The sequence below is a fragment of the Nocardia flavorosea genome (genome assembly GCF_015477805.1).
Taxonomy (GTDB): Bacteria; Actinomycetota; Actinomycetes; order Mycobacteriales; family Mycobacteriaceae; genus Nocardia; species Nocardia flavorosea_A.
Genome location: NZ_JADLQL010000007.1, coordinates 353,702 through 376,430 on the forward strand (window position 1 = coordinate 353,702; position 22,729 = coordinate 376,430).

1 protein-coding gene (only partly in view) is annotated in these 22,729 nt (G+C 67.5%); it reads left to right on the forward strand.

The window, feature by feature from the left end; all coding sequences use genetic code 11:
- Positions 1-22,729, forward strand: part of the annotated coding region (locus IU448_RS27710; protein ID WP_195058628.1) for a non-ribosomal peptide synthase/polyketide synthase (this coding region is incomplete at its 3' end). 22,918 nt of the annotated region lie beyond the right edge of the window; 22,729 of its 45,647 annotated nt are in view.

Here is a 22,729-nt window from a genome sequence, read left to right on the forward strand (position 1 = left end):
TTGGACCGGCTGGACAACGGCGGGAACGGTACGAACAGTGGTTCGGCAACCGCCGACGGGGATCTGTTCCCCCTGTCGCCTGCACAGCTGGGTATCTGGTACGCGCAGCATGTCGACCCACAGGTGCCGGTCAATATCGCCCAGTACGTCGAACTGCACGGTGAGCTCGATGTCGACACCCTGACCCGCGCCAGTCTGGACGCCTCGCACGAGCTGGGCTCGGGCCTGCTGCGCATCGTCGAACGCGACGGGGAACCGTGGCAGTTCGTCGATCACAGCCTCGAAGACGAGGTCCGTTATGTGGACCTGCGTACCGCCGACGATCCGGTCGCCGCCGCCCAGGAATGGATGCGCGCCGAGTACGGCCGCCCGCTGGATCTGACCACCGATCGCCTCATCCGTGCCGCTGCCCTGCAATTGGGCGAAAACCACTGGTACTGGTATGTGCGGGCACACCACATCGTGATCGACGGCTACGGCGCCATGAACATGATGAACCGGATGGCCGAGCTGTACACGGCCTACCGGGCGGGTGCGGAGCCGGCGCCGTCCAAGGCCGCGCAGCTGCGCACGCTGTACGACCAGGAGATCGCCTACCGCGAGAGCAACCGCTTCCGCACGGACAAGCAGTACTGGGCCGAACGGGTCGCGGGTCTCGAGGAGGGCACCAGCCTGGCCGGGCGTTCGGCTGCCCCCGCCGCCCGCAACGGTGTGGTCCAGGGGCCGCTCGGCGATGCGCAGAATGCGGCGCTCGCGGAGGCGGTGCGCCGCTACGAATCCTCACCCGCCCAGGAACTGATCGCCGCTTTCGCCGCCTACCTCGCGCAGTGGAACGGGGTCGAGGATGTCATCCTCAGCCTGCCGGTGACCGCGCGTACCACCGCGCTCATGCGCCGCTCCGGCGGCGTCTCGTCGAATATCGTCCCGTTGCGGCTGCACGTCGGCGCCGCCACCACCATCGCCGATCTGCGCCGCCAGGTGCAGCTCGAGGTTTCCGGGGCGTTGCGGCATCAGCGTTACCGGCACGAGGACATCCGCCGCGATGCCGCCGGCGGCGGCGTGGTGACGACCGAGTTCTTCGGTCCGTGGGTCAATATCATGCTGTTCCAGGACGAACTGCGGCTCGGCGCCAGTGTGGGCAGCCTGCATGTGCTGTCCACGGGCAGTATCGAGGACCTGGGCGTCAACTTCTATCAGTCGATCGGCGGCACCCGCAGCCATATCGACTTCGAGACCAACCCCAACCTCTACACCGACGAAGAGGCCGCCCGGCACCACACCCGGTTCCTCGAATTCTTCGACCGTTTCCTGGCCGCCGAGGCCGGTGAACCGGTGTGGCAGCTCGCGGTCACCACCGCCGCCGAACGCACCGCGACCCTCGAGACCTGGAACGATGCGACACACGAGGTCCCGGACACCACACTGACCGCGTTGCTGGACGCACAGATCGCGCGTACGCCGGGCAATCTCGCGGTCGAATTCGAGGGGACAGGTCTGTCCTACGCCGAATTCGGCGCCCGGGTCAACCGGCTGGCCCGGTACCTGATCGCCGACGGGGTGGGCCCGGAAACGCTGGTGGCGCTGGGTATGCGCCGTTCACTCGATCTCGTCGTGGCGATGCACGCGGTCCTGCGCGCGGGCGGCGCCTACGTTCCGATCGACCCGGACCATCCGGCCGAGCGCACCGCCTACATCCTGGAGAGCGCAGCGCCGGTCAGCGTGCTGACGGTCACCGCGGACGAGGTGGAACTGCCCGGCTCGGTCCGGGCGGTCGCCGTCGACACCCTGGACACCGCCGGTTTCTCCGACGCGCCGATCACCGATGCCGATCGGCTCGCCCCGCTGCGCCCGGACAACACCGCCTACGTCATCTACACCTCTGGTTCGACCGGTCGTCCCAAGGGCGTCGCGGTGACCCACCGCGCCATCGTCAACCAGCAGCTGTGGATGCTGGATACCTACGGTTTCACCGCGGACGATATCTATCTGCAGAAGACCGCGACCACCTTCGACGTTTCGCTGTGGGGTTATTTCCTGCCATTGCTGGCGGGCGCCACCCTGATCGTCGCGACGCCGGACGGCCACCGCGACCCCGTGTATGTCGCCGAGACCATCGCCCGGTACGGCGTGACGGTCACCGATTTCGTCCCGTCCATGCTGGCGGTGTTCGCCGGTGTTGCCGACGCCGATCAGATCGCGTCGCTGCGTGCGGTATTCGTGATCGGCGAGGCGTTGCCGCCGGAAACCGTGGCGGCGGTGAAGGCGGTCTCCGGCGCCGGACTGCACAACCTGTACGGCCCCACCGAGGCCGCGGTCTCGGTGACCTATTGGGAGGCCACCACCGCCGATACCGGCTCGGTGCCGATCGGTGTGCCGGAGTGGAACGTCGGGGTCCAGGTGCTCGACGCCCGGTTGCGCCCGGTGGCCGTCGGTGCCCCGGGTGAGCTGTATCTGTCCGGCCGCCAGCTGGCGCGCGGTTACCTGGGCCGCCCGGATCTGAGCGCCGACCGTTTCGTCGCCGACCCGCTGGGTGCGCCCGGGGAGCGGATGTACCGCACCGGCGACCTGGTGCGCTGGCGCGCCGACGGGGTGCTGGACTATATCGGCCGCACCGACTTCCAGGTGAAGTTCCGCGGTCAGCGGATCGAACTCGGCGAGATCGAAACCGATCTGCTCGCCCATCCGGCGGTGAGCCAGGCCGTGGTCCTGGTGGTCGATACCGCCACCGGCCAGCAGTTGGCCGCCTATGTCGTGCCCGCGCCCGGCCGTACCGTGGAGCCGGGCGAACTCGGCCGGTTCCTCGGGGAGAAGCTGCCGTCCTATATGGTTCCGGCCGCGATCGTGGTGCTGGACGCGTTCCCGCTCAACACCAGCGGCAAACTGGATCGCAAGGCCCTGCCGGAGCCGGTGTTCAGCGTGGACGCGGCCGGTTTCCGCGCCCCGCGCACCCAGGCCGAACAGGTCGTGGCCGCGATCTTCGCCGATATCCTGGGCCAGGAACTGGTCGGTGTCGACGACAATTTCTTCGATCTCGGCGGCAACTCGCTGGTCGCGACCCAGGTCGTGGCGCGGATCAGCGCGGCGTTCGGGGTCCGCATCGGTGTTCGGGCGCTGTTCGAAACCCCCACGGTGGCCGGTCTGGCCACCCGTATCGCCACCGCCGCCGCGGGCGGCGAATCCGGCGAGACCCGGCCGCCGCTGGTGGCCCGGGCGCTGCCCGACCGGGTGCCGCTGTCGCTGGCCCAGCAGCGGATGTGGTTCATCAACCAGTTCGATCCGGCCTCGCCGGTATACAACCTGCCGTTCGTGATCCGGATGCACGGCCAGGTCGATCTGCATGCGCTGCGCACGGCGCTCACCGATGTGCTGGACCGGCAGCAGTCGCTGCGGACGATTTTCCCCGAGTCCAATGATGGCGGCTACCAGCGTGTTCTGCCCATCGACGAGGTGGATCTCGCGGTTGCCGTCGAACCGATCGACGCGGCCGATCTGCATCGGGTGCTGACCGAGTTCGCCGCCACCGGTTTCGATGTCAGCCGGGAATTGCCGATCCGGGTGCGGATCTTCGAGATCGTCGGGGGCCGGTCGAACGGCACCGCCGAGTACGCGGTCGCTTTCGTGGTGCACCACATTTCGGTGGACGGTTTCTCCTTCGGGCCGCTGGCCCGGGATATGGCGGCGGCGTATATCGCCCGCTCCGAAGGTGCGGCCCCGACCTGGGCGCCGCTGCCGGTGCAGTACGTGGATTACACCGTCTGGCAGCGCGAACTGCTCGGTGTCGAATCCGATCCGGCGTCGATGGCGGCCCAGCAGATCGGATATTGGCGCAATGCGCTGGCCGGGCTGCCCGACCAGCTCGAACTGCCGGCCGATCGGGTGCGCCCCCCGGAGCAGAGTTTCCGCGGTGACCGGGTCGAGTTCCGGATCGACGCCGAGTTGCATCGGCGGCTGGGCGAACTGGCCCGCGCGCAGGGCACCAGTTTGTTCATGGTGTTGCACGCGTCCCTGGCGGTACTGCTGTCCCGGTTGTCCGGTTCCGGCGATATCGCGATCGGTACGCCGGTGGCGGGTCGTGGCGAGCAGGCGCTCGACGACCTGATCGGTATGTTCGTCAACACGCTGGTGCTGCGCACCATGGTGGACGGTGGCGAGCCGTTCACCGGGATCCTGGCGCATACCCGGGAAACCGATCTCGCGGCGTTCGCGCATTCGGATGTGCCGTTCGAGCAACTGGTCGAGGTGCTGAATCCGACCCGTTCGCAGGCGCGGCATCCGCTGTTCCAGGTGATGTTGTCGTTCCAGGAGATGGCGCATGCCGCCGTCGAGCTGCCGGGCTTGCAGGTCACTGCGGACGAGGTCGAGGTCGATATCGCCAAGTTCGACCTGCAATGGACGGTGACCGAGAATCTGTCCGGCGACGGTGGCGCGCTCGGTATTTCGGTGATCACCTCCTATGCCGTCGATCTGTTCGACGCCGCGACGGTCGACGAGTTCAACCGGCGCTTCGTCCGGATTCTGGAAAGTGTTGTCGCCCGGCCGGATGCGGTGGTGGGCGATATCGATTTGTTCGAAGACGCCGAACGCACGCGGATCCTGCGGGAGTGGAACGCGACCGAGATGCCGACCGATCGGTCGGCGACGCTGATCTCGCCGTTCCTCGAGCAGGTGTCGCGTACCCCGGATGCGGTAGCCGTCGTGTTCGAGGAGACGTCGCTGACCTATGCGGAGTTCGCCGGTCGCGTACACCGGCTGGCCCGCTATCTGCTCTCCCGCGGGGTGGGGCCCGAAACGTATGTGGCGCTGGGGATGCGCCGGTCGATCGATCTGCTGGCCGGGATCTACGCGGTGAGCGCGGCTGGTGCTGCCTATGTGCCGCTGGACCCGGAACATCCGGCCGAGCGGATCGAATACATCCTGGAGACCGCCGCGCCGATCTGTGTCCTGACCACCGACGACGAGATGAGCGTCGGACAGGTGCCGCGGGTGCGGATCGATACCCTGGACCTCTCCGGATTCGCCGCGGACCCGATCACCGACGCCGAGCGCCGCGGGCCCGTGCTGCCGGACTCGGTGGCCTACGTGATCTTCACCTCGGGATCCACCGGCCGGCCCAAGGGCGTCGCGGTATCCCATCGGGCGATCGCCAACCAGCTGGCCTGGATGCGCGACGAGTACCAGGTGGGTCCCGCCGATATCTACCTGCAGAAGACGGCGACGACTTTCGACGTCTCGCTCTGGGGTTACTTCCTGCCGTTGGCGGCCGGTGCGCAGCTGCTGCTGGCCGCGCCCGACGGGCATCGCGACCCGCAGTATCTGTCCGAGCTGATCGACCGGTACCAGGTGACCCTCACCGACTTCGTGCCGTCCATGCTCAGCGTTTTCGCCGCGTACGCCGATCCGCTGGACCTGGAATCGCTGCGTGCGGTGTTCGTGATCGGTGAAGCGCTGCCGCCGGAGACCGTGGCCGCGTTCGCCGCGGTCAGCCGGGCGCGGCTGTACAACGTGTACGGCCCCACCGAGGCGGCGGTATCCATTACCCACCACGAGGTCACCGCCGCCGATACCGAAGTGGTGCCGATCGGTGTGCCGGAATGGAATTCGCGGGCCTACGTGCTGGACACCCGGTTGCGCCCGGTGCCGATCGGGGTGGTCGGTGAGCTCTACCTGGCCGGTGTCCAGCTGGCTCGCGGCTATCACGGGCGGGTCGATCTGACCTCGGACCGGTTCGTCGCCGACCCCTTCGATACCGACGGCGGCCGGATGTACCGCACCGGTGACCTGGTCCGGTGGCGGGCGGACGGCGCACTGGTGTATCTGGGACGCGCCGATTTCCAGGTGAAGTTCCGGGGTCAGCGGATCGAGCTCGGCGAAATCGAAACCGCGCTGCTGGAATTCGAGACCGTCGGTCAGGCGGTCGCGCTGGTGCGCGCGGACGGCCTCACCGGCGATCATCTCGTCGGCTATGTGGTGCCGATGCCCGCGGCCACCGTCGATACCGACGAGCTCCGGAATCATCTGTACGGCCGCTTGCCCGCGTACATGGTGCCGTCGGCGATCGTCGTGCTCGATGCGTTCCCGTTGAATTCGAGCGGCAAACTGGATCGGCGGGCACTGCCCGCACCGAAGTTGACCGCACGGGAGTTCCGGGCGCCGACCACCCCGGTGGAAGAGATCGTGGCCGAAACCTTCGCCGAGGTTCTCGGGCTGTCGCAGCAGCAGCCGGTCGGTCTCGACGACGATTTCTTCGAACTCGGCGGTAACTCGCTGATCGCGACCCAGGTCGCGGCGCGGCTGGGTGCCGCGCTCGACACCCGGGTGCCGGTGCGCACCCTGTTCGAAGCCTCCACCGTGATCGCGCTCGCGGCGCGGATCGAATCCCATGTCGGTGAAGGCGCGCGCCAGGCGCTGGTGGCGCGCAGCCGGGACGGCGATATCCCGCTGTCGCTGGCCCAGCAGCGGATGTGGTTCCTCAATCGCTACGACAGCGAATCGGCGGTCAACAACATTCCGGTCGCCATCCGGATGTCCGGTGAACTCGATGTGGCCGCCCTGCAGGTGGCGATCATCGACGTGATCGACCGGCACGAGTCGCTGCGTACCGTGTTCCCGGAAACCGGGCACACCCCGGTCCAGGTGATTCTGGACGCGGCGCAGGTAGTTCCGGATCTGACGCCGTTCCGGATCCGCGAGGACAAGCTCATCGATCACCTGATCGACCTGGCGACCATGGCGTTCGACGTCACCAGCGAAGTGCCGTTGCATGCCCGGCTCTTCGAGATCAGCGATACCGAATACGTGCTCGGTATGGTGGTGCACCATATCTCCGCCGACGGCTGGTCGATGGGGCCGCTGGCGCGCGATGTCATGGTCGCCTATGCGGCGCGCGTGACCTGGGAATCGCCGGCCTGGGCGAATCTTCCGGTGCAGTACGCCGATTACGCGCTGTGGCAGCGGGAGGTCCTGGGCGCGGAGGACGATCCGGAATCGCTGATCTCCGGTCAGATCCGGTACTGGCAGCAGGAGCTGGCCGGACTCCCCGACGAACTGGCTCTGCCCGCCGACCGACCCCGGCCCGCGGTGTCGTCTTTCGCGGGCGGCACCCACTCCTTCGTGGTCGATCCGGAAACCCGCCGCCGGCTCGTGGAGCTCGGCCGCCGGCACAATGCGTCACCGTTCATGGTGGTGCACAGCGTGCTGGCCGCTTTGCTGGCCCGGTTGACCGGTGAGTCCGATATCGCCATCGGTACGCCCGTCGCCGGTCGCGGTGACGCCGCTCTGGAGAACCTGGTCGGCATGTTCGTCAACACCCTGGTGTTGCGGACGCCGGTGCGGGGCGGGATGAGTTTCGCCGAACTGCTGGCCGTGGTGCGCAATGCGGATCTGCAGGCTTTCGCCCACGCCGATGTACCGTTCGAACGGCTGGTCGAGGTGCTGAACCCGGTCCGGTCGCAGGCGCGGCACCCGCTGTTCCAGGTGGCATTGTCGTTCGAGAACCTGCCGGACCGGCATTTCGAACTGCCGGGACTGTGGGTGGCCCCGGTCGATTTCGAAACCGGGCTCGAGAAGTTCGATCTCTCGCTCAATTTCCGGGGGATGGGCGACAGCGCGGATTCCGGGATGCTGGGCGAGCTGTCGTTCGCCCGCGACCTGTTCGATCCCGAGACAGCGGCCTCGTTCACCGATCGGTTCCTGCGGTTGCTGTCGGCGGTGACCGCCGATCCGGGTGTTCTGCTGGGTGAGCTGGAGTTGCTGGATTCCGGTGAGCGTCGGGAGATGTTGTCGCGTTCGGGTGGTCCGGCGGTGGCGGCGCGGACGTTGCCGGAGTTGCTGGCCGCGGCGGTGGCGGTGGATCCGTCGGCGCCGGCGGTGGTGTTCGATGGTGTTCGTTACTCGTATGGGGAGTTCGACGAGCGGTCGAACCGGTTGGCGCGGGCGTTGATCGGTCTCGGTGTGGGTACTGAGGATTTGGTGGCTGTGGCGGTGCCGCGGTCGGCGGATTCGGTACTCGCCGAGTGGGCGGTCACAAAATCGGGTGCGGCGTTCTTGCCGATCGATCCGACGTATCCGGAGGACCGGATCGCGCATATGCTGTCGGATTCGGGTGCGCTGGTGGGTATTACGGTGTCGAGTGTGCGGGCGGGCCTGCCGGATTCGGTGGATTGGCTGGTGCTCGACGAGTCCGAAATCTACGGGTATGCCGCCGCCGCGATCACCGATGCGGAGCGGGTGCGGCCGTTGACCCCCGCCAATACCGCGTATGTCATCTACACCTCCGGTTCGACGGGTCTGCCCAAGGGCGTTGTCGTCAGTCATGCCGGTTTGGCGAACTTCAGCGCCGAGCAGGTGCAGCGGTACGGGTTGAGCCCGGCATCGCGGGCGCTGGCGTTCGCATCACCGAGTTTCGACGCCTCGATTCTGGAGCTGCTGCTGGCTGTGGGTTCGGCCGGTGCGCTGGTCGTGGTGCCGACGGGTACCTATGGTGGTTCGGAACTCGGTGAGCTGATCGCCCGTGAGGGTGTGACGGTCGGGTTGATCACGCCGTCGGTGCTGGCTTCGCTGGATCCGGCGGACCTGGCGGGCATGGAAGTCATCATCGCCGGTGGCGAGGCCATCTCGGCCGACCTGGTCGCCCGGTGGTCGGCCACACCCGACGCAGAACTCTTGGCGGAGCAGGCCGCGGGTGCCGGCGATCGCAGCCCGGTGCGGGTGACGCGGCGGTTCCACAATGCCTACGGCCCGACCGAAGCAACCATCGCAACCAATATCAGCGGACAGTTGCGTCCGGGGGATCCGGTCACGATCGGTGGCCCGGTGCGCGGTATGCGCGCGCTCGTACTCGACGATCGCTTGCATCCGGTGCCCGAGGGCGTATCCGGTGAACTCTATGTCGGTGGTATCCAGCTCGCCCGCGGCTATCACGCGCGGGCGGGCCTGACCGCGCAGCGTTTCGTCGCCGATCCCCATGGCGAACCCGGTGCGCGCCTGTATCGCACGGGCGACGTGGTGCGCTGGCGACGGGACGGAGCGGGCGCTCCGGCCGTGGAGTATTTGGGCCGCAACGACTTCCAGGTGAAGGTCCGCGGTTTCCGCATCGAACTCGGTGAGATCGATGCCGCGCTGACGGCCCACGAAACGGTGGACTTCGCCATCACCATCGGACACGACAACGCCGCGGGCGCGGTGTCGCTGGTGTCGTATGTCGTTCCCGTATCCGGCCGTTCCGTCGATATCGCGGCGGTGCGTGAGTTCATCGGGCAGCGGTTGCCCTCGTATATGGTGCCGTCGTCGATCATGGTGCTCGACGAGATCCCGCTGACCCCCGCCGGCAAACTGGACCGCCGGGCCCTCCCCGAACCGGTTTTCGAGACCCGTGACTTCCGCGCGCCCTCGACCCTGATCGAAGAGATCGTGGCCGGGATCTACGCCGAGGTCCTCCAGGTGCGCCGCGTCGGTGCGGACGACGATTTCTTCGCTATCGGTGGTAACTCGCTGCTCGCCACCCAGGTGGCGGCCCGGCTCGGTGCCGCGCTCGACTCCCCCGTACCGGTCCGGGCACTGTTCGAGGCGCCCACCGTATCCGGTTTGGCGGTGCGGGTGGAACAGCAGGCCGGCGCCGGTGGCCGGGTGGCGTTGGTGCCGCAGCCGCGCCCGGACCGGATCACCTACTCCGGTGAGGTCTACGAGGCGGCGCCGCTGTCGCCGGCGCAGCAGCGGATGTGGTTCCTCAACCGCTTCGATTCCCAGTCCGCGGCCTACAACATCACCTTGCCGATCCGGCTGTCGGGTGCGCTCGATCTGGACGCGCTGCGGGCGGCGGTATCCGATCTCGCCGGGCGGCACGAGGTGCTGCGCACGGTGTACCCGGAGACGGCATCGGGCCCGGTACAGGTGGTGCTGCCCGTCAGCGAGGCGGTCCGGAACCTGCACGTGCGCGCGGTGGCCGGCACCGAGTTGATGGGCGCGGTATCGGAACTGGCGTCGGCCGGTTTCGATGTCACGGCCGAGGTGCCGCTGCGGGTGGTGCTGTTCCAGGTGGACGGACCGGCCGATACGGCCGGTATCGAGGTGGGCACCTCCGCCGGTGGCGCGAACAGAGCACGCGCGCACGGGGAATTCGTGCTGGCGATGGTGGTGCACCATATCGCCGCCGACGGTTCCTCGGTGAGCCCGCTGACCCGCGATCTGATGACCGCCTATGCGGCGCGGGCCGCGGGCACCGCACCGGGGTGGGCGCCGCTGCCGGTGCAATATGCCGATTACGCGCTGTGGCAGCGGTCACTGCTGGGCGCCGAATCGGATCCGGAGTCCTTGGCGGCCGAACAGGTCGGCTACTGGAAGTCGGCCCTGGCCGGCATTCCGGATCAGTTGGATCTGCCGGCGGACCGGCCGCGTCCGGCGGTGCAGTCGTATACGGGCGGCCGGGTCGAGGTGCGAATCGACGCCGAGACCCATGCCGGTCTGCAGCGGGTCGCCCAGCAGCAGGGCGCCACGCTGTTCATGGTGATGCACACGGCATTCGCGGTGCTCATGTCACGCCTGTCGGGCAGTGACGACATCACGATCGGCACCCCGGTGGCGGGTCGCGGCGAGCGGGCTCTCGACGACCTGATCGGTATGTTCGTCAACACTCTCGTGTTCCGCACCGAGGTGGATCGCGGGGAGGCGTTCACCGATCTGCTGGCGCGGCAGCGGCAGGTGGATATCGGTGCCTTCGCGCACGCCGATGTGCCGTTCGAGCGCCTTGTCGAGGTGCTCAACCCGGTTCGGTCGCAGGCCCGGCATCCGCTGTTCCAGGTGGGATTCGCGTTCCAGAACATGGACCGGTCCCGCCTCGAGCTGCCCGGACTGACGGTATCGGGTATCGATATCGACACCGCGGTCTCGCAGTACGACCTGCACGCGTTCGTCGAAGACGGCTACGACGCCGCGGGCGAACCCGCGGGCGTATCGGGCTATATGACCTACGCGACGGATCTGTTCGACCACGCCACCGCACAGGAGTTCGCCGACCGGTTCGCCCGATTGCTGCGCGCAGTCGTCGCGGATCCGTCGACCCCGGTAGGGGATCTGGAAATCCTCGAACCCGCCGAGCGGGCACGGGTGCTGACGGAGTGGAACGCGACCGCGCACGCGGTGCCGGAAACGCTGCTGCTCGACGGTTTCGCCCGGGCAGTCGCCGAGTTCCCGGACCGGCCGGCGGTGATCGCCGACGGTGTCGAGATCACTTACGCGGAGCTGGACGCGCGGGTCAACCGGCTGGCCCGGCGGCTGATCGCGCAGGGCGTGGGCCCGGAGTCGCTGGTCGGGGTGCTGGTATCGCGCTCGCTCGATTTCGTGGTCGGCACCTATGCCGTGATCGCCGCGGGCGGCGCCTATGTGCCGCTGGATCCGGCGCATCCGGCCGAGCGGATCCGGCACATCCTGGAGACCGCGGCACCGGTGTGTGTGCTGACCACCGCCGCCGACAGCGAAGCCGTCGGAGCCGAAGCGGTCGCGGACGCGCCGGTACTGATCCTGGACGCGCTCGACACCACCGGCTACGACGCGTCGACCGTCACCGACTCCGATCGGGTGGCGCCGCTGCGGACGGAGAACGCGGCGTATGTGATCTTCACGTCCGGATCGACGGGGCGGCCCAAGGGGGTTGCGGTATCCCATGCGTCGATCTGCAACCAGATCCGCTGGATCGTCGGTGAATACGCGATCTCGCGCGACGACGTGGTGTTGTTCAAAACGCCCGCGACCTTCGACGTCTCGCTGTGGGAGTTGTTCGCGCCGTTGACCGTCGGTGCACGCATGGTGGTCGCGGAACCGGACGGCCATCGTGACCCGCAATATCTGGCGTCGGTGATCGCCGATAAGGGTGTGACGGCGACATCGTTCGTGCCGTCGATGCTGTCGGTCTTTGCCGAGAGCGCGGCCGCCGATCCGGCGGCGTTGTCCTCGCTGCGGATGCTGTTCGTGGCGGGTGAAGCGTTCACCGGCGATATCGTGGCCGCGGTGCGGCGGGTGAGCGATGTGGCGCTGTACAACCTGTACGGCCCGACCGAGTTCGCCGTGCACGCCACCCATGCCGCGGTCGGCGAGACCGCCTCGGGTGCGGTCCCGATCGGTGGCCCGGTGTGGAACGCGCAGGCGTACGTGCTCGATTCGCGGATGCGTCCGGTTCCCGCCGGTGTGGCGGGTGAGTTGTATCTCGCGGGTGCGCAGGTCGCGCGCGGGTATGTGGGACGTCCCGATCTGAGTGCGGAACGATTCGTCGCGGACCCCTTCGGTACGGGCGGGCGTATGTACCGCACCGGCGACGTGGTGCGCCGGACCGCTGCCGGCGAGCTGGTGTACGTGGGCCGGTCCGATTTCCAGGTGAAGGTGCGTGGTCAGCGCATCGAGCTGGGCGAGATCGAGGCAGCGCTGACCGGGCACGCCGCGGTGGCGCGCGCGGTGGTGGTCGCGAAAACGGATCCGGCCATGGGCGATCGGCTCGTGGGCTATGTGGTGCCGGCCCGCGACACGGACCTCGACATCGACGACCTGCGTACCCACCTGGGCGACCGGCTGCCGGTGTACATGGTGCCGTCGGCGTTCGTGGTGCTGGACGAGTTCCCGCTCAATGCGTCCGGCAAGCTGGATCGGAAAGCCCTGCCGGAGCCGGTGTTCGAAACACGCGAGTTCCGGGAACCGTCGACTCCGATCGAGGAGATTGTGGCGGGCGTGTTCGCCGATGTGCTCGGTGTGAGCCGGGTCGGCGCGGACGACGATTTCTTCGCGCTGGGCGGTAACTCGCTGATCGCGACCCAGGTCACGGCGCGCGTGGGACAGGCACTGGATACCCAGGTGCCGGTCCGTGCGCTGTTCGAGGCGTCGACCGTGGCCGCGCTGGCCGCGCGGATTCAGGAGCAGGCCGGATCGGGGGCCCGCCGGGCGCTGGCGGCACGGCCGCGTCCCGAACAGGTGCCGCTGTCGCTGGCGCAGCGGCGGATGTGGTTCCTGAACCGGTTCGACGGCGATTCGGCCGCCTACAACCTGCCGTTCGCCATTCGCCTCACCGGCGCGCTCGATCTCGACGCCCTGCGCGCGGCGCTGGCCGATGTCGTCGGGCGGCACGAGGTGTTGCGCACGGTGTACCCGGAGACCGAAACCGGTCCGGTACAGGTGGTGCTGCCGGCCGGGCAGGCGGTTCCGGAGCTCGAACTGCGCACGGTGCCCGAGACGGATGTGGTTACGGCCGTATCGGAGCTGGCGGCGGCCGGTTTCGACGTCACGGCCGAGGTGCCGCTGCGGGTGGCGCTGTTCCGGATCGACGGTGCGGCAGACGAATACGTGCTGGTGATGGTGGTCCATCACATTGCCGGTGACGGCTCCTCGGCGGTACCGCTGACCCGCGATGTGATGATCGCGTACTCGGCGCGGACCGTCGGCGAGGCCCCGGGCTGGGCGCCGCTGCCCGTGCAGTACGCCGACTACGCGCTGTGGCAACGGGAACTGCTCGGCGACGAGAGCGATCCGGAATCGCTGTCGGCCCGGCAGATCGGCTACTGGACCTCAGCGCTGGCCGGTGTGCCCGACCAGTTGGAATTGCCGACGGACCGGCCTCGTCCGGCGGTGCAGTCGTATGCGGGTAGCCGGATCGAGGTACGGATCGATGCGGAGCTTCACGCCGGGTTGCAGCGGCTGGCGCAACAGCAGGGTGCCACCCTGTTCATGGCGGTCCACACGGCTTTCTCGGTGCTGCTGTCCCGGTTGTCCGGTAGCGATGACATCACCGTCGGCACGCCCATCGCGGGCCGTGGTGAGCAGGTCCTGGACGAGCTGATCGGTATGTTCGTGAACACGCTGGTGTTCCGGACCCAACTCGACGGCGGTGAATCGTTCACCGATCTGCTGGCGCGGCAGCGCCAGGTGGATATCGAGGCGTTTGCGAACGCCGACGTGCCGTTCGAGCGGCTCGTGGAGGTGCTGAACCCGGAACGGTCGACCGCACGGCATCCGCTGTTCCAGGTCGGATTCTCGTTCCAGAACCTGGCGCAGTCGAGCCTGGAGCTACCCGGGCTGACGGTTGCGGGTATGGAGGTCGATACCGGGATCTCCCAGTTCGACCTGCATCTGATCATCGGTGACGAATACGACACCGCGGGCGAGCCCGCCGGAATGAGCGGGATCCTCACCTACGCCACCGCACTGTTCGACCGTGCGACCGTGCAGGAGTTCGCGGACCGGTTCGTGCGGCTGCTGGGCGAGGTCGTGGCGGCGCCGGAGACCGCGGTCGGTGAGTTCGAGCTGCTGGCTCCCGCCGAGCATGCGGCGCTCGTCGAGCGGAATTCGACTGTCCGGGAGTTGGATTCGGCGCAGACGTTGGTGTCGCTGCTGGATGCTTCCGTGGCGGCCGATCCCGCTGCCGTGGCCCTGGTCGCTGCAGACGGTCCGCAGATCACCTATGCCGAGTTGGGTGTTCGGGTCAATCGTTTGGCTCGGTTCCTGATCGCGGAGGGCGTGGGCCCGGAGGTTCGGGTCGGGTTGGCGTTGCGCCGGTCGGTGGATTTGGTTGTCGCGATGTATGCGGTGACTGTTGCCGGTGGTGTGTATGTGCCGATTGATCCGGATCAGCCTGCTGAGCGCAGTGGGTACATTCTGGGGACTGCGGCTCCGGTGTGTGTGCTGACGAATATCGAGACCGGTTTCGCATTGTCGGATACCGGTGCCGGGGCTGGGGCTGCTGCTGGGATCGATGCGGTGGCCGGTTCGGGCGTCGCTGTCGGGGCTGAGGCTGGTGTCGAGGTCGGGGCCGATTCCGAGCCCAGGGCTGAGGCCGGTTCTGGTGTGAATGGCGTGCCGGTGGGTGTGCCGCCGGTGTTGGTGCTCGACGAACTTGCTCTCGAGTCGTTCGATTCGGTGCCGGTGTCGGATGTCGAGCGGGTGTCGCCGTTGCGGGCGTCGAATACGGCGTATGTGATTTTCACGTCGGGTTCGACGGGTCGTCCGAAGGGTGTGGCGGTTTCGCATGCGGCGATCGTGAACCAGTTGCGGTATGTCGCCAGTGAGTTCGCGCTGGATGCGTCGGATGCGGTTCTGTTGAAGACGGCGGCGACGTTCGATTTGTCGGTGTGGGAGTTCTGGACGGCTGCGGTGTCGGGTGGCCGGATGGTCATCGCTTCGCCGGAGGGCCATCGTGACCCCGCCTATTTGAACGAGTTGATGACTCGTGAAGCGGTCACGACGTTGACGGTGGTCCCGTCGATGCTGGACGCCCTGCTGAATTCCGGTGTGGGTGTGTCGGGGTCGTTGCGTCGGGTGTTGGCGATCGGTGAGGCGTTGCCGGCGGCGACCGCGCAGCGGGTGCTGGCCGATCACCCGGGTATCGGGTTGTTCAACTTGTATGGTCCGACCGAGGCCGCTGTCTCTGTCACTACTCATCGGGTGACCGGGGCGGATCGGGTGTCGGTGCCGATCGGTGTTCCGCAGTGGAATTCGCGGGTGTATGTGCTGGATTCGCGTTTGCGGCCGGTGCCTGATGGTGTGTCGGGTGAGTTGTATCTGGCCGGTGTCCAGTTGGCGCTCGGGTATTTCGGTCGTCCGGATTTGAGTGCTGATCGGTTTGTTGCGGATCCGTTTGCTGTGGGTGGGCGGATGTATCGCACGGGTGACCTTGTTGCTTGGAGCCGTGGTGGTGAGTTGGAGTATCGGGGTCGTACCGATTTCCAGGTGAAGGTTCGTGGTTTCCGGATCGAGTTGGGTGAGATCGAAGCCGCTCTGTTGGCGTTGCCCGAGGTTGCTCGGGCTGTGGTGGTGGCGAAGTCGGATCCGCGGACGGGTGACCGGTTGGTCGCTTATGTGGTTCCCGCCGTCGGCGCGACCGCTGATGTCGGTGTCGGTGGCGAGGCCGGTGCGACTGCCACTGCTGCTGGCACTGCCGCTGCTGCTGCCGGTGTCGCTGGGGCCGGCGGCGCTGCTGCCGGTGGGACTGCCACTGTCGGTGGTGATACCGGTGTCGATGGTGATGCGTTTGCTGTGGCCGGGGCGTCGGTAACCGGCGCTGCTGATGTCAGCGTTGCTGCCGGTGCTGCTGTCGCCGGTGGCTCGGGTCGTGGGACCGTTGTGGATATTGCGCGGGTTCAGGTGGAGCTGGGTCGGCGTTTGCCGTCGTATATGGTTCCGGCGGCGTTTGTGGAACTCGATGCTTTGCCGTTGACGGTGAACGGGAAGCTGGATCGTAAGGCTCTGCCGGAGCCGGTTTTCGAGGCGACGGAGTTCCGGGCGGCGTCGACGCCGATCGAAGAGATCGTCGCAGGTGTCTTCGCTGAGGTTCTGGGTGCCGACCGGGTCGGTGCGGATGACGATTTCTTCGCGCTGGGTGGTAACTCGCTGATCGCGACCCAGGTCGCGGCGCGGTTGAGCAAGGCGTTGGATGCGACGGTGCCGGTGCGGGCGGTGTTCGAGGCGTCCACTGTTGCCGGTTTGGCGGTCCGGGTGGAGCAGCATGCCGGCTCGGGTGGCCGGGCGGCGTTGGTGCCGCAGCCGCGGCCGGAACGGCTGCCGTTGTCGTTGGCGCAGCAGCGGATGTGGTTCCTGAACCGGTTCGATCAGCAGTCGGTCGCTTACAACATTCCGCTGGCGATCCGGTTGTCCGGTGTGCTGGATGTGGACGCTTTGCGGGCGGCGGTCGCCGATCTCGTCGGGCGGCACGAGGTGTTGCGGACGGTGTATCCGGAGACCGAATCCGGTCCGGTGCAGGTGATCCTGCCGGCGGGCCGGGAGGCACCGGAGCTCGAGGTCCGGATGGTTGCCGCCGCGGACGTCGTCGCGGCCGTGGCGGAGTTGGCGTCGTCCGGTTTCGATGTGACCACCGAGGTGCCGCTGCGAGTGGCACTGTTCCGGGTGGATGATCGGGCCGATGCCGAGCAGGTCGCTTCGGCAGATGCCGGCACGAGCGGTGAGTTCGTCCTGGCGATGGTGGTGCACCACATTTCCGGTGACGGATCCTCGGTGGGCCCGCTGACGCGTGACCTGATGACCGCGTACACCGCGCGGGCCGCGGGTGCGGCGCCGGCGTGGGCGCCGCTGCCGGTGCAGTACGCCGATTTCGCGCTGTGGCAGCGGAACCTGCTCGGCGACGAGAACGATCCGCAGTCGCTGGTCGCCGCGCAGCTCGCCTATTGGGAGTCGGCGCTGGCCGGAATCCCGGAGCAGCTGGATCTGCCGGCCGATCGGCCGCGTCCGGCGGTGCAGTCGTTGGCCGGTGGCCGGGTGGCCGTCGATATCGATGCCGAACTGCACGCGGGACTGCTGCGCGTCGCGCAGGAACAGGGCGCGACCTTGTTCATGGTGGTGCATTCGGCGCTGGCCGTATTGCTGGCGCGTTTGTCCGGTAGCGACGACATCACTGTCGGTACACCGGTGGCCGGCCGTGCCGAACAGGCACTCGATGATCTGATCGGTCAGTTCGTGAACACACTGGTGTTCCGGACCGAGGTCGATCGTGGGGAGGCGTTCACCGATCTGCTGGCGCGGCAGCGGCGGGTCGATATTCAGGCGTTCGCGAATGCGGATGTGCCGTTCGAGCGGCTCGTCGAGGTGCTGAACCCGGTGCGGTCGCAGGCGCGGCATCCGCTGTTCCAGGTGGGCTTCACCTTCCAGAATGTCGCGCAATCGAGCCTGGAACTGCCCGGCCTCACCGTGTCCGGGGTGGAGGTCGATACCGAGATCTCCCAGTTCGACCTGAACCTGATCGTCGGCGACAGCTACGACCCCACCGGCGCTCCGCAGGGGGTCGCGGGCCATCTGACCTACGCCACGGATCTGTTCGACCGGGCCACGGCGGAAGGTTTCGTGCAGCGGTTCGTCCGGTTGCTGGGTGAGATCATCGCCGATCCGTCGCTGCCGGTGGGTGATCTCGACATCCTGGCTCCCGTCGAACGCACCCGGGTGCTGGCGGACTGGAACGAAACCGAGCACGTGGTTTCGGATCGGTTGCTGCTGGATGGGTTCGAGCGGACGGCGTCGGCGTACCCGGATCGGGTGGCGGTGTCGTTCGAGGGGACGAGTCTGTCTTATGGCGAGTTCTCTGCTCGGGTGAACCGGTTGGCGCGGTATCTGATCGCGCAGGGTGTGGGTCCGGAGTCGCTGGTCGGCCTGGTGATGTCGCGGTCGCTGGATCTGGTGGTCGGTATGTATGCCGTCGTCACCGCGGGTGGTGCGTATGTGCCGTTGGATCCGGCGCATCCCGCGGAGCGGATCGGCTACATCCTGGATACCGCGGCACCGGTGTGTGTGCTGACCACTACCGCAGACGCGGAGGCCGTTCCCGAGGGGACAGGTGTGTCCACACTCGCGCTGGACGGCCTGGACGTGTCCGGGTACGCCGGCACCGAGGTGACCGATGCCGACCGGCCGGCTCCGATACGGCCCGGCAACACCGCGTATGTGATCTTCACGTCGGGTTCGACGGGTCGGCCGAAGGGTGTGGCTGTGCCGCATTCGGCGATCGCCAACCAGGTCGCGTGGATGCTGGCGCAGTACCCGATGGGCACGGACGATGTGTATCTGCAGAAGACCGCGACCACGTTCGACGTCTCGCTGTGGGGTTACTTCCTACCGCTGACCGCGGGCGCCCACCTGGTGGTGGCCACCCCCGATGGTCACCGGGATCCGGCGTATCTCGCGCGGGTGATCGCCGAACAGCAGGTCACGGTCACCGACTTCGTGCCGTCGATGTTGACGGTGTTCGCTGCGCAGGCGACGCCGGGTTCGATCCCGAGCCTCGAGCACCTGTTCGTGATCGGTGAGGCGCTGCCGCCGGAAACCGTGACTGCGACGCAGGCGGTATCCGGTGCGGCGATCCACAACTTGTACGGCCCGACCGAAGCGGCGGTGTCGATCACGTACTGGCAGGCCACCGGTGTCGAGGCGGGCAGTGTGCCGATCGGTGTGCCGCAGTGGAATTCGCGCGTTTACGTGCTGGATTCGCGGTTGAACGCGGTGCCCGAGGGGGTGACGGGTGAGCTTTATCTGGCCGGTGATCAGTTGGCGCGTGGGTATGTGACGCGTCCGGATCTGTCGGCGGATCGTTTCGTGGCGAGCCCGTTCGATGCCGGCCGGCGGATGTATCGCACGGGTGACTTGGTGCGGTGGACGCGGGTGGACGGCCGACCGGTGCTGGAGTATCTGGGCCGTACCGACTTCCAGGTGAAGTTTCGTGGTCAGCGGATCGAGTTGGGTGAAATCGAATCGGCGTTCCTGGCCCAACCGCAGGTCAGCCAGGCCGTCGTCACAGTCGCGGGCTCGGATCTGGGTGAACAGCTGGTCGCCTATGTAGTGCCGGCGCCCGGAGCCGAAATCGTGGCCGGTGCACTGCTCGATTCCGTCCGGGATTCGCTTCCCTCGTATATGGTTCCGGCCACGGTGGTGGAGCTGCACGCATTCCCGTTGAACACCTCGGGGAAACTGGACCGGAAAGCGCTGCCCGAGCCGGCATTCGAATCCCGTGGGTTCCGGGCGCCGTCGACTCCCATCGAGGAGATCGTCGCGGGCGTGTTCGCCGATGTGCTCGGCGTGGAACGAGTGGGCGCCGACGACGACTTCTTCGCACTGGGCGGTAACTCCCTGGTTGCGACGCAGGTCGTGGCGCGTATCGGGCGAGCTCTGAACACCGATGTGCCGGTGCGGGTGTTGTTCGAGGCGGCTACCGTCACCGCGCTCGCCGCGCGGATCGAGGAGCCGTCCACACCCGGTGGGCGGATGGCGCTGGTGCCGCAGCCGCGTGCGGAACGGGTCCTGGTTTCGGGTGCGGTCGTGGCTGCCGCGCCGTTGTCGCCGGCGCAGCAGCGGATGTGGTTCCTCAACCGTTTCGATCAGCAGTCGGTTGCATACAACCTCCCGTTGGCGATCCGGCTGACCGGCGATCTGGACGTGGACGCGTTGCGGGCGGCGGTTTCCGATGTGGTGGCGCGGCACGAGGTGTTGCGGACGGTGTATCCGGAAACCGAATCGGGTCCGGTGCAGGTGGTGTTGCCGGCCGGGCAGACTTCACCCCGGATGGAACTGCGCACGGTCGCGGCCGCAGAGGTGGCTTCCGCGATTTCGGAGCTGGCGGCGGCCGTATTCGACGTGACGGCCGAGGTGCCCCTGCGGGCGGCGCTGTTCCACGTCGAAGGGGATACCGCCGACGCTGCCGGGCGAGTTGGCGGCGAATTCGTGCTGGCGATGGTGGTGCACCACATCACCGGTGACGGTTCGTCGTTCGGGCCGCTGGTACGCGACGTGATGACCGCGTATGCGGCGCGCGCCGCCGGCGAAACGCCGGGCTGGGCGCCGTTGCCGGTGCAGTACGCCGATTACAGCATCTGGCAGCGCGCGCTGCTGGGTGATGACGCAGATCCGGAGTCGGTGGCGGCCGGGCAGCTCGACTACTGGACGTCGGCGCTGGCGGACCTGCCGGAGCGGCTGGACCTACCCATGGACCGGCCACGTCCGGCGGTGCAGTCATATGTCGGTGGCCGGGTTCGGATCGAGTTGGACGCCGAACTGCACGCGGCCTTGAGTGCCTTGGCGCGCGCCGAAAGCGCGACGCTGTTCATGGTTGTGCACACCGCGTTCGCGGTGCTGCTGGCCCGGTTGTCGGGTACCGACGACATCGCGATCGGTACGCCGGTGGCGGGTCGTGGTGAACGGGCACTGGATGATCTGATCGGCATGTTCGTGAATACGCTGGTGTTCCGGACCGAGGTCGAACGTGCCGAATCGTTCACGGAGCTGTTGAACCGGCAGCGGCAGACCGATATCCAGGCGTTCGCGCATGCGGATGTGCCGTTCGAACGCCTCGTGGAGGTGCTGAACCCGGCTCGCTCGCAGGCATGGCACCCGCTGTTCCAGGTCGGGCTGGCTTTCCAGAATCTGGCGCAGTCGAGTCTGGAATTGCCGGGGTTGACCGTTGCCGGTCTCGATATCGATACCGGGATCTCCCAGTACGACCTGAACTTGGTCGTTGCGGACGAGTACGACGACAGTGGCGCACCGGCGGGTATCCGGGGCATGCTGACCTACGCTGCGGATCTGTTCGACCATGCGTCGGCGGAAGAGTTCGTGGATCGGTTCGTGCGTTTGCTGGCCGAGATCGCGGTCGATCCGGCGGTAGCGGTGGGCGACCTGAAGATCCTCGGCTCGGCCGAGCGGGCGCGGATGCTCACCGAATGGAACGCAACAGATTTGCCGGTGGACCCGATGCTGCTGCTGGACGGGTACGCCCGGGCGGTTGCGGCATACCCGGACCGGGTGGCGGTTTCGTTCGAGGATCAGCGCCTGACCTACCGTGAATTCGATGCACGGGTGAACCGTCTTGCCCGGCTGCTGATCTCGCACGGGGTGGGCCCGGAGTCGCCGGTGGCTCTCGTGCTGCAGCGGTCGGTGGACCTGGTGGTCGCCATGTACGCGATCGTCACCGCCGGCGGGGCCTACGTGCCGGTGGATCCCGAGCATCCGGCCGAGCGCATCGGCTACATCCTGGATGCCGCGGCACCGATCTGTGTGCTGACCACCGCCGCGGACGCCGTAGCCGTTCCCGAGGGGACAGGTGTGCCGGTACTGGCCCTGGACACACTCGATACCAGTGGTTTCGACGCGGCGCCGGTGACCGATGCGGAGCGGGTTGCCGCGCTGCGACCGGAGAATACGGCGTATGTGATCTTCACCTCGGGTTCGACGGGCCGGCCGAAGGGGGTGGCGGTATCGCACGCCGCGATCGCCAACACCCTGCTGTGGACGGTCGAACAGTACGGTCTGGGCGCCGAGGACAGCCTGCTGCAGAAGACCGCGGTGACCTTCGACGCGTCGGTCTGGGAGTTCTTCCTGCCGTTGCAGCTCGGTGCGCGGCTGGTGGTGGCCGAACCGGACGGTCATCTCGACCCGGAGTACATGGTGCGGACCATCATCGCGGAGCAGGTGACCGTGGTGCAGTTCGTTCCCTCCGTGCTGGCATTGGTGGCCGGCGATGAGCGTTTGGCCGGGTACACCGGTTTACGGCATGTGTTCACCGGTGGTGAAGCACTACCGGCCGCCTTGGCTCGCCGGGTGCGGGAGCTGACCGGCGCCCGGGTGCACAATGTGTACGGGCCCACCGAGACAGCCGTGGATGCGACCTTCCACGAAGCGACCGCCGCCGATGTCGAATCGGTGCCGATCGGTGCGCCGGTCTTCAACACCCGGGCATACGTTCTGGACTCGCGGTTGCATCCGGTGCCCGTGGGGGTTATCGGTGAGCTGTACCTGTCCGGTGCTCAGGTGGCGCGTGGTTATGCGGGGCGCCCGGAGCTGACGGCCGAACGATTCGTCGCCGATCCGTTCGGGTCGGGTGGTCGGATATACCGGACCGGGGACCTGGTCTCCCGGCGGCCGGATGGGGAACTCGAATACCGCGGCCGGGCGGACTTCCAGGTGAAGCTGCGGGGCCAGCGAATCGAGCTCGGCGAGATCGAAGCGGCGCTGCAGGCGTTGCCACGCGTCGGCCGGGCCGTCGTATCGGTGGTGCGTTCCGAGCTGGGCGAGCAGCTGGTTGCCTATGTGGTGGCCGCGGCCGGCGCGCAGCTCGACTCCGGTGCGCTGCTCGACGAGGTTCGCGCGGTTCTGCCGGGTTATATGGTGCCGGCCGCGGTGGTGGTGCTGGACGAGCTGCCGTTGAACGCGTCCGGAAAGCTGGACCGCAAGGCACTGCCGGAGCCCGAATTCGCCGCCCAGGTTTTCC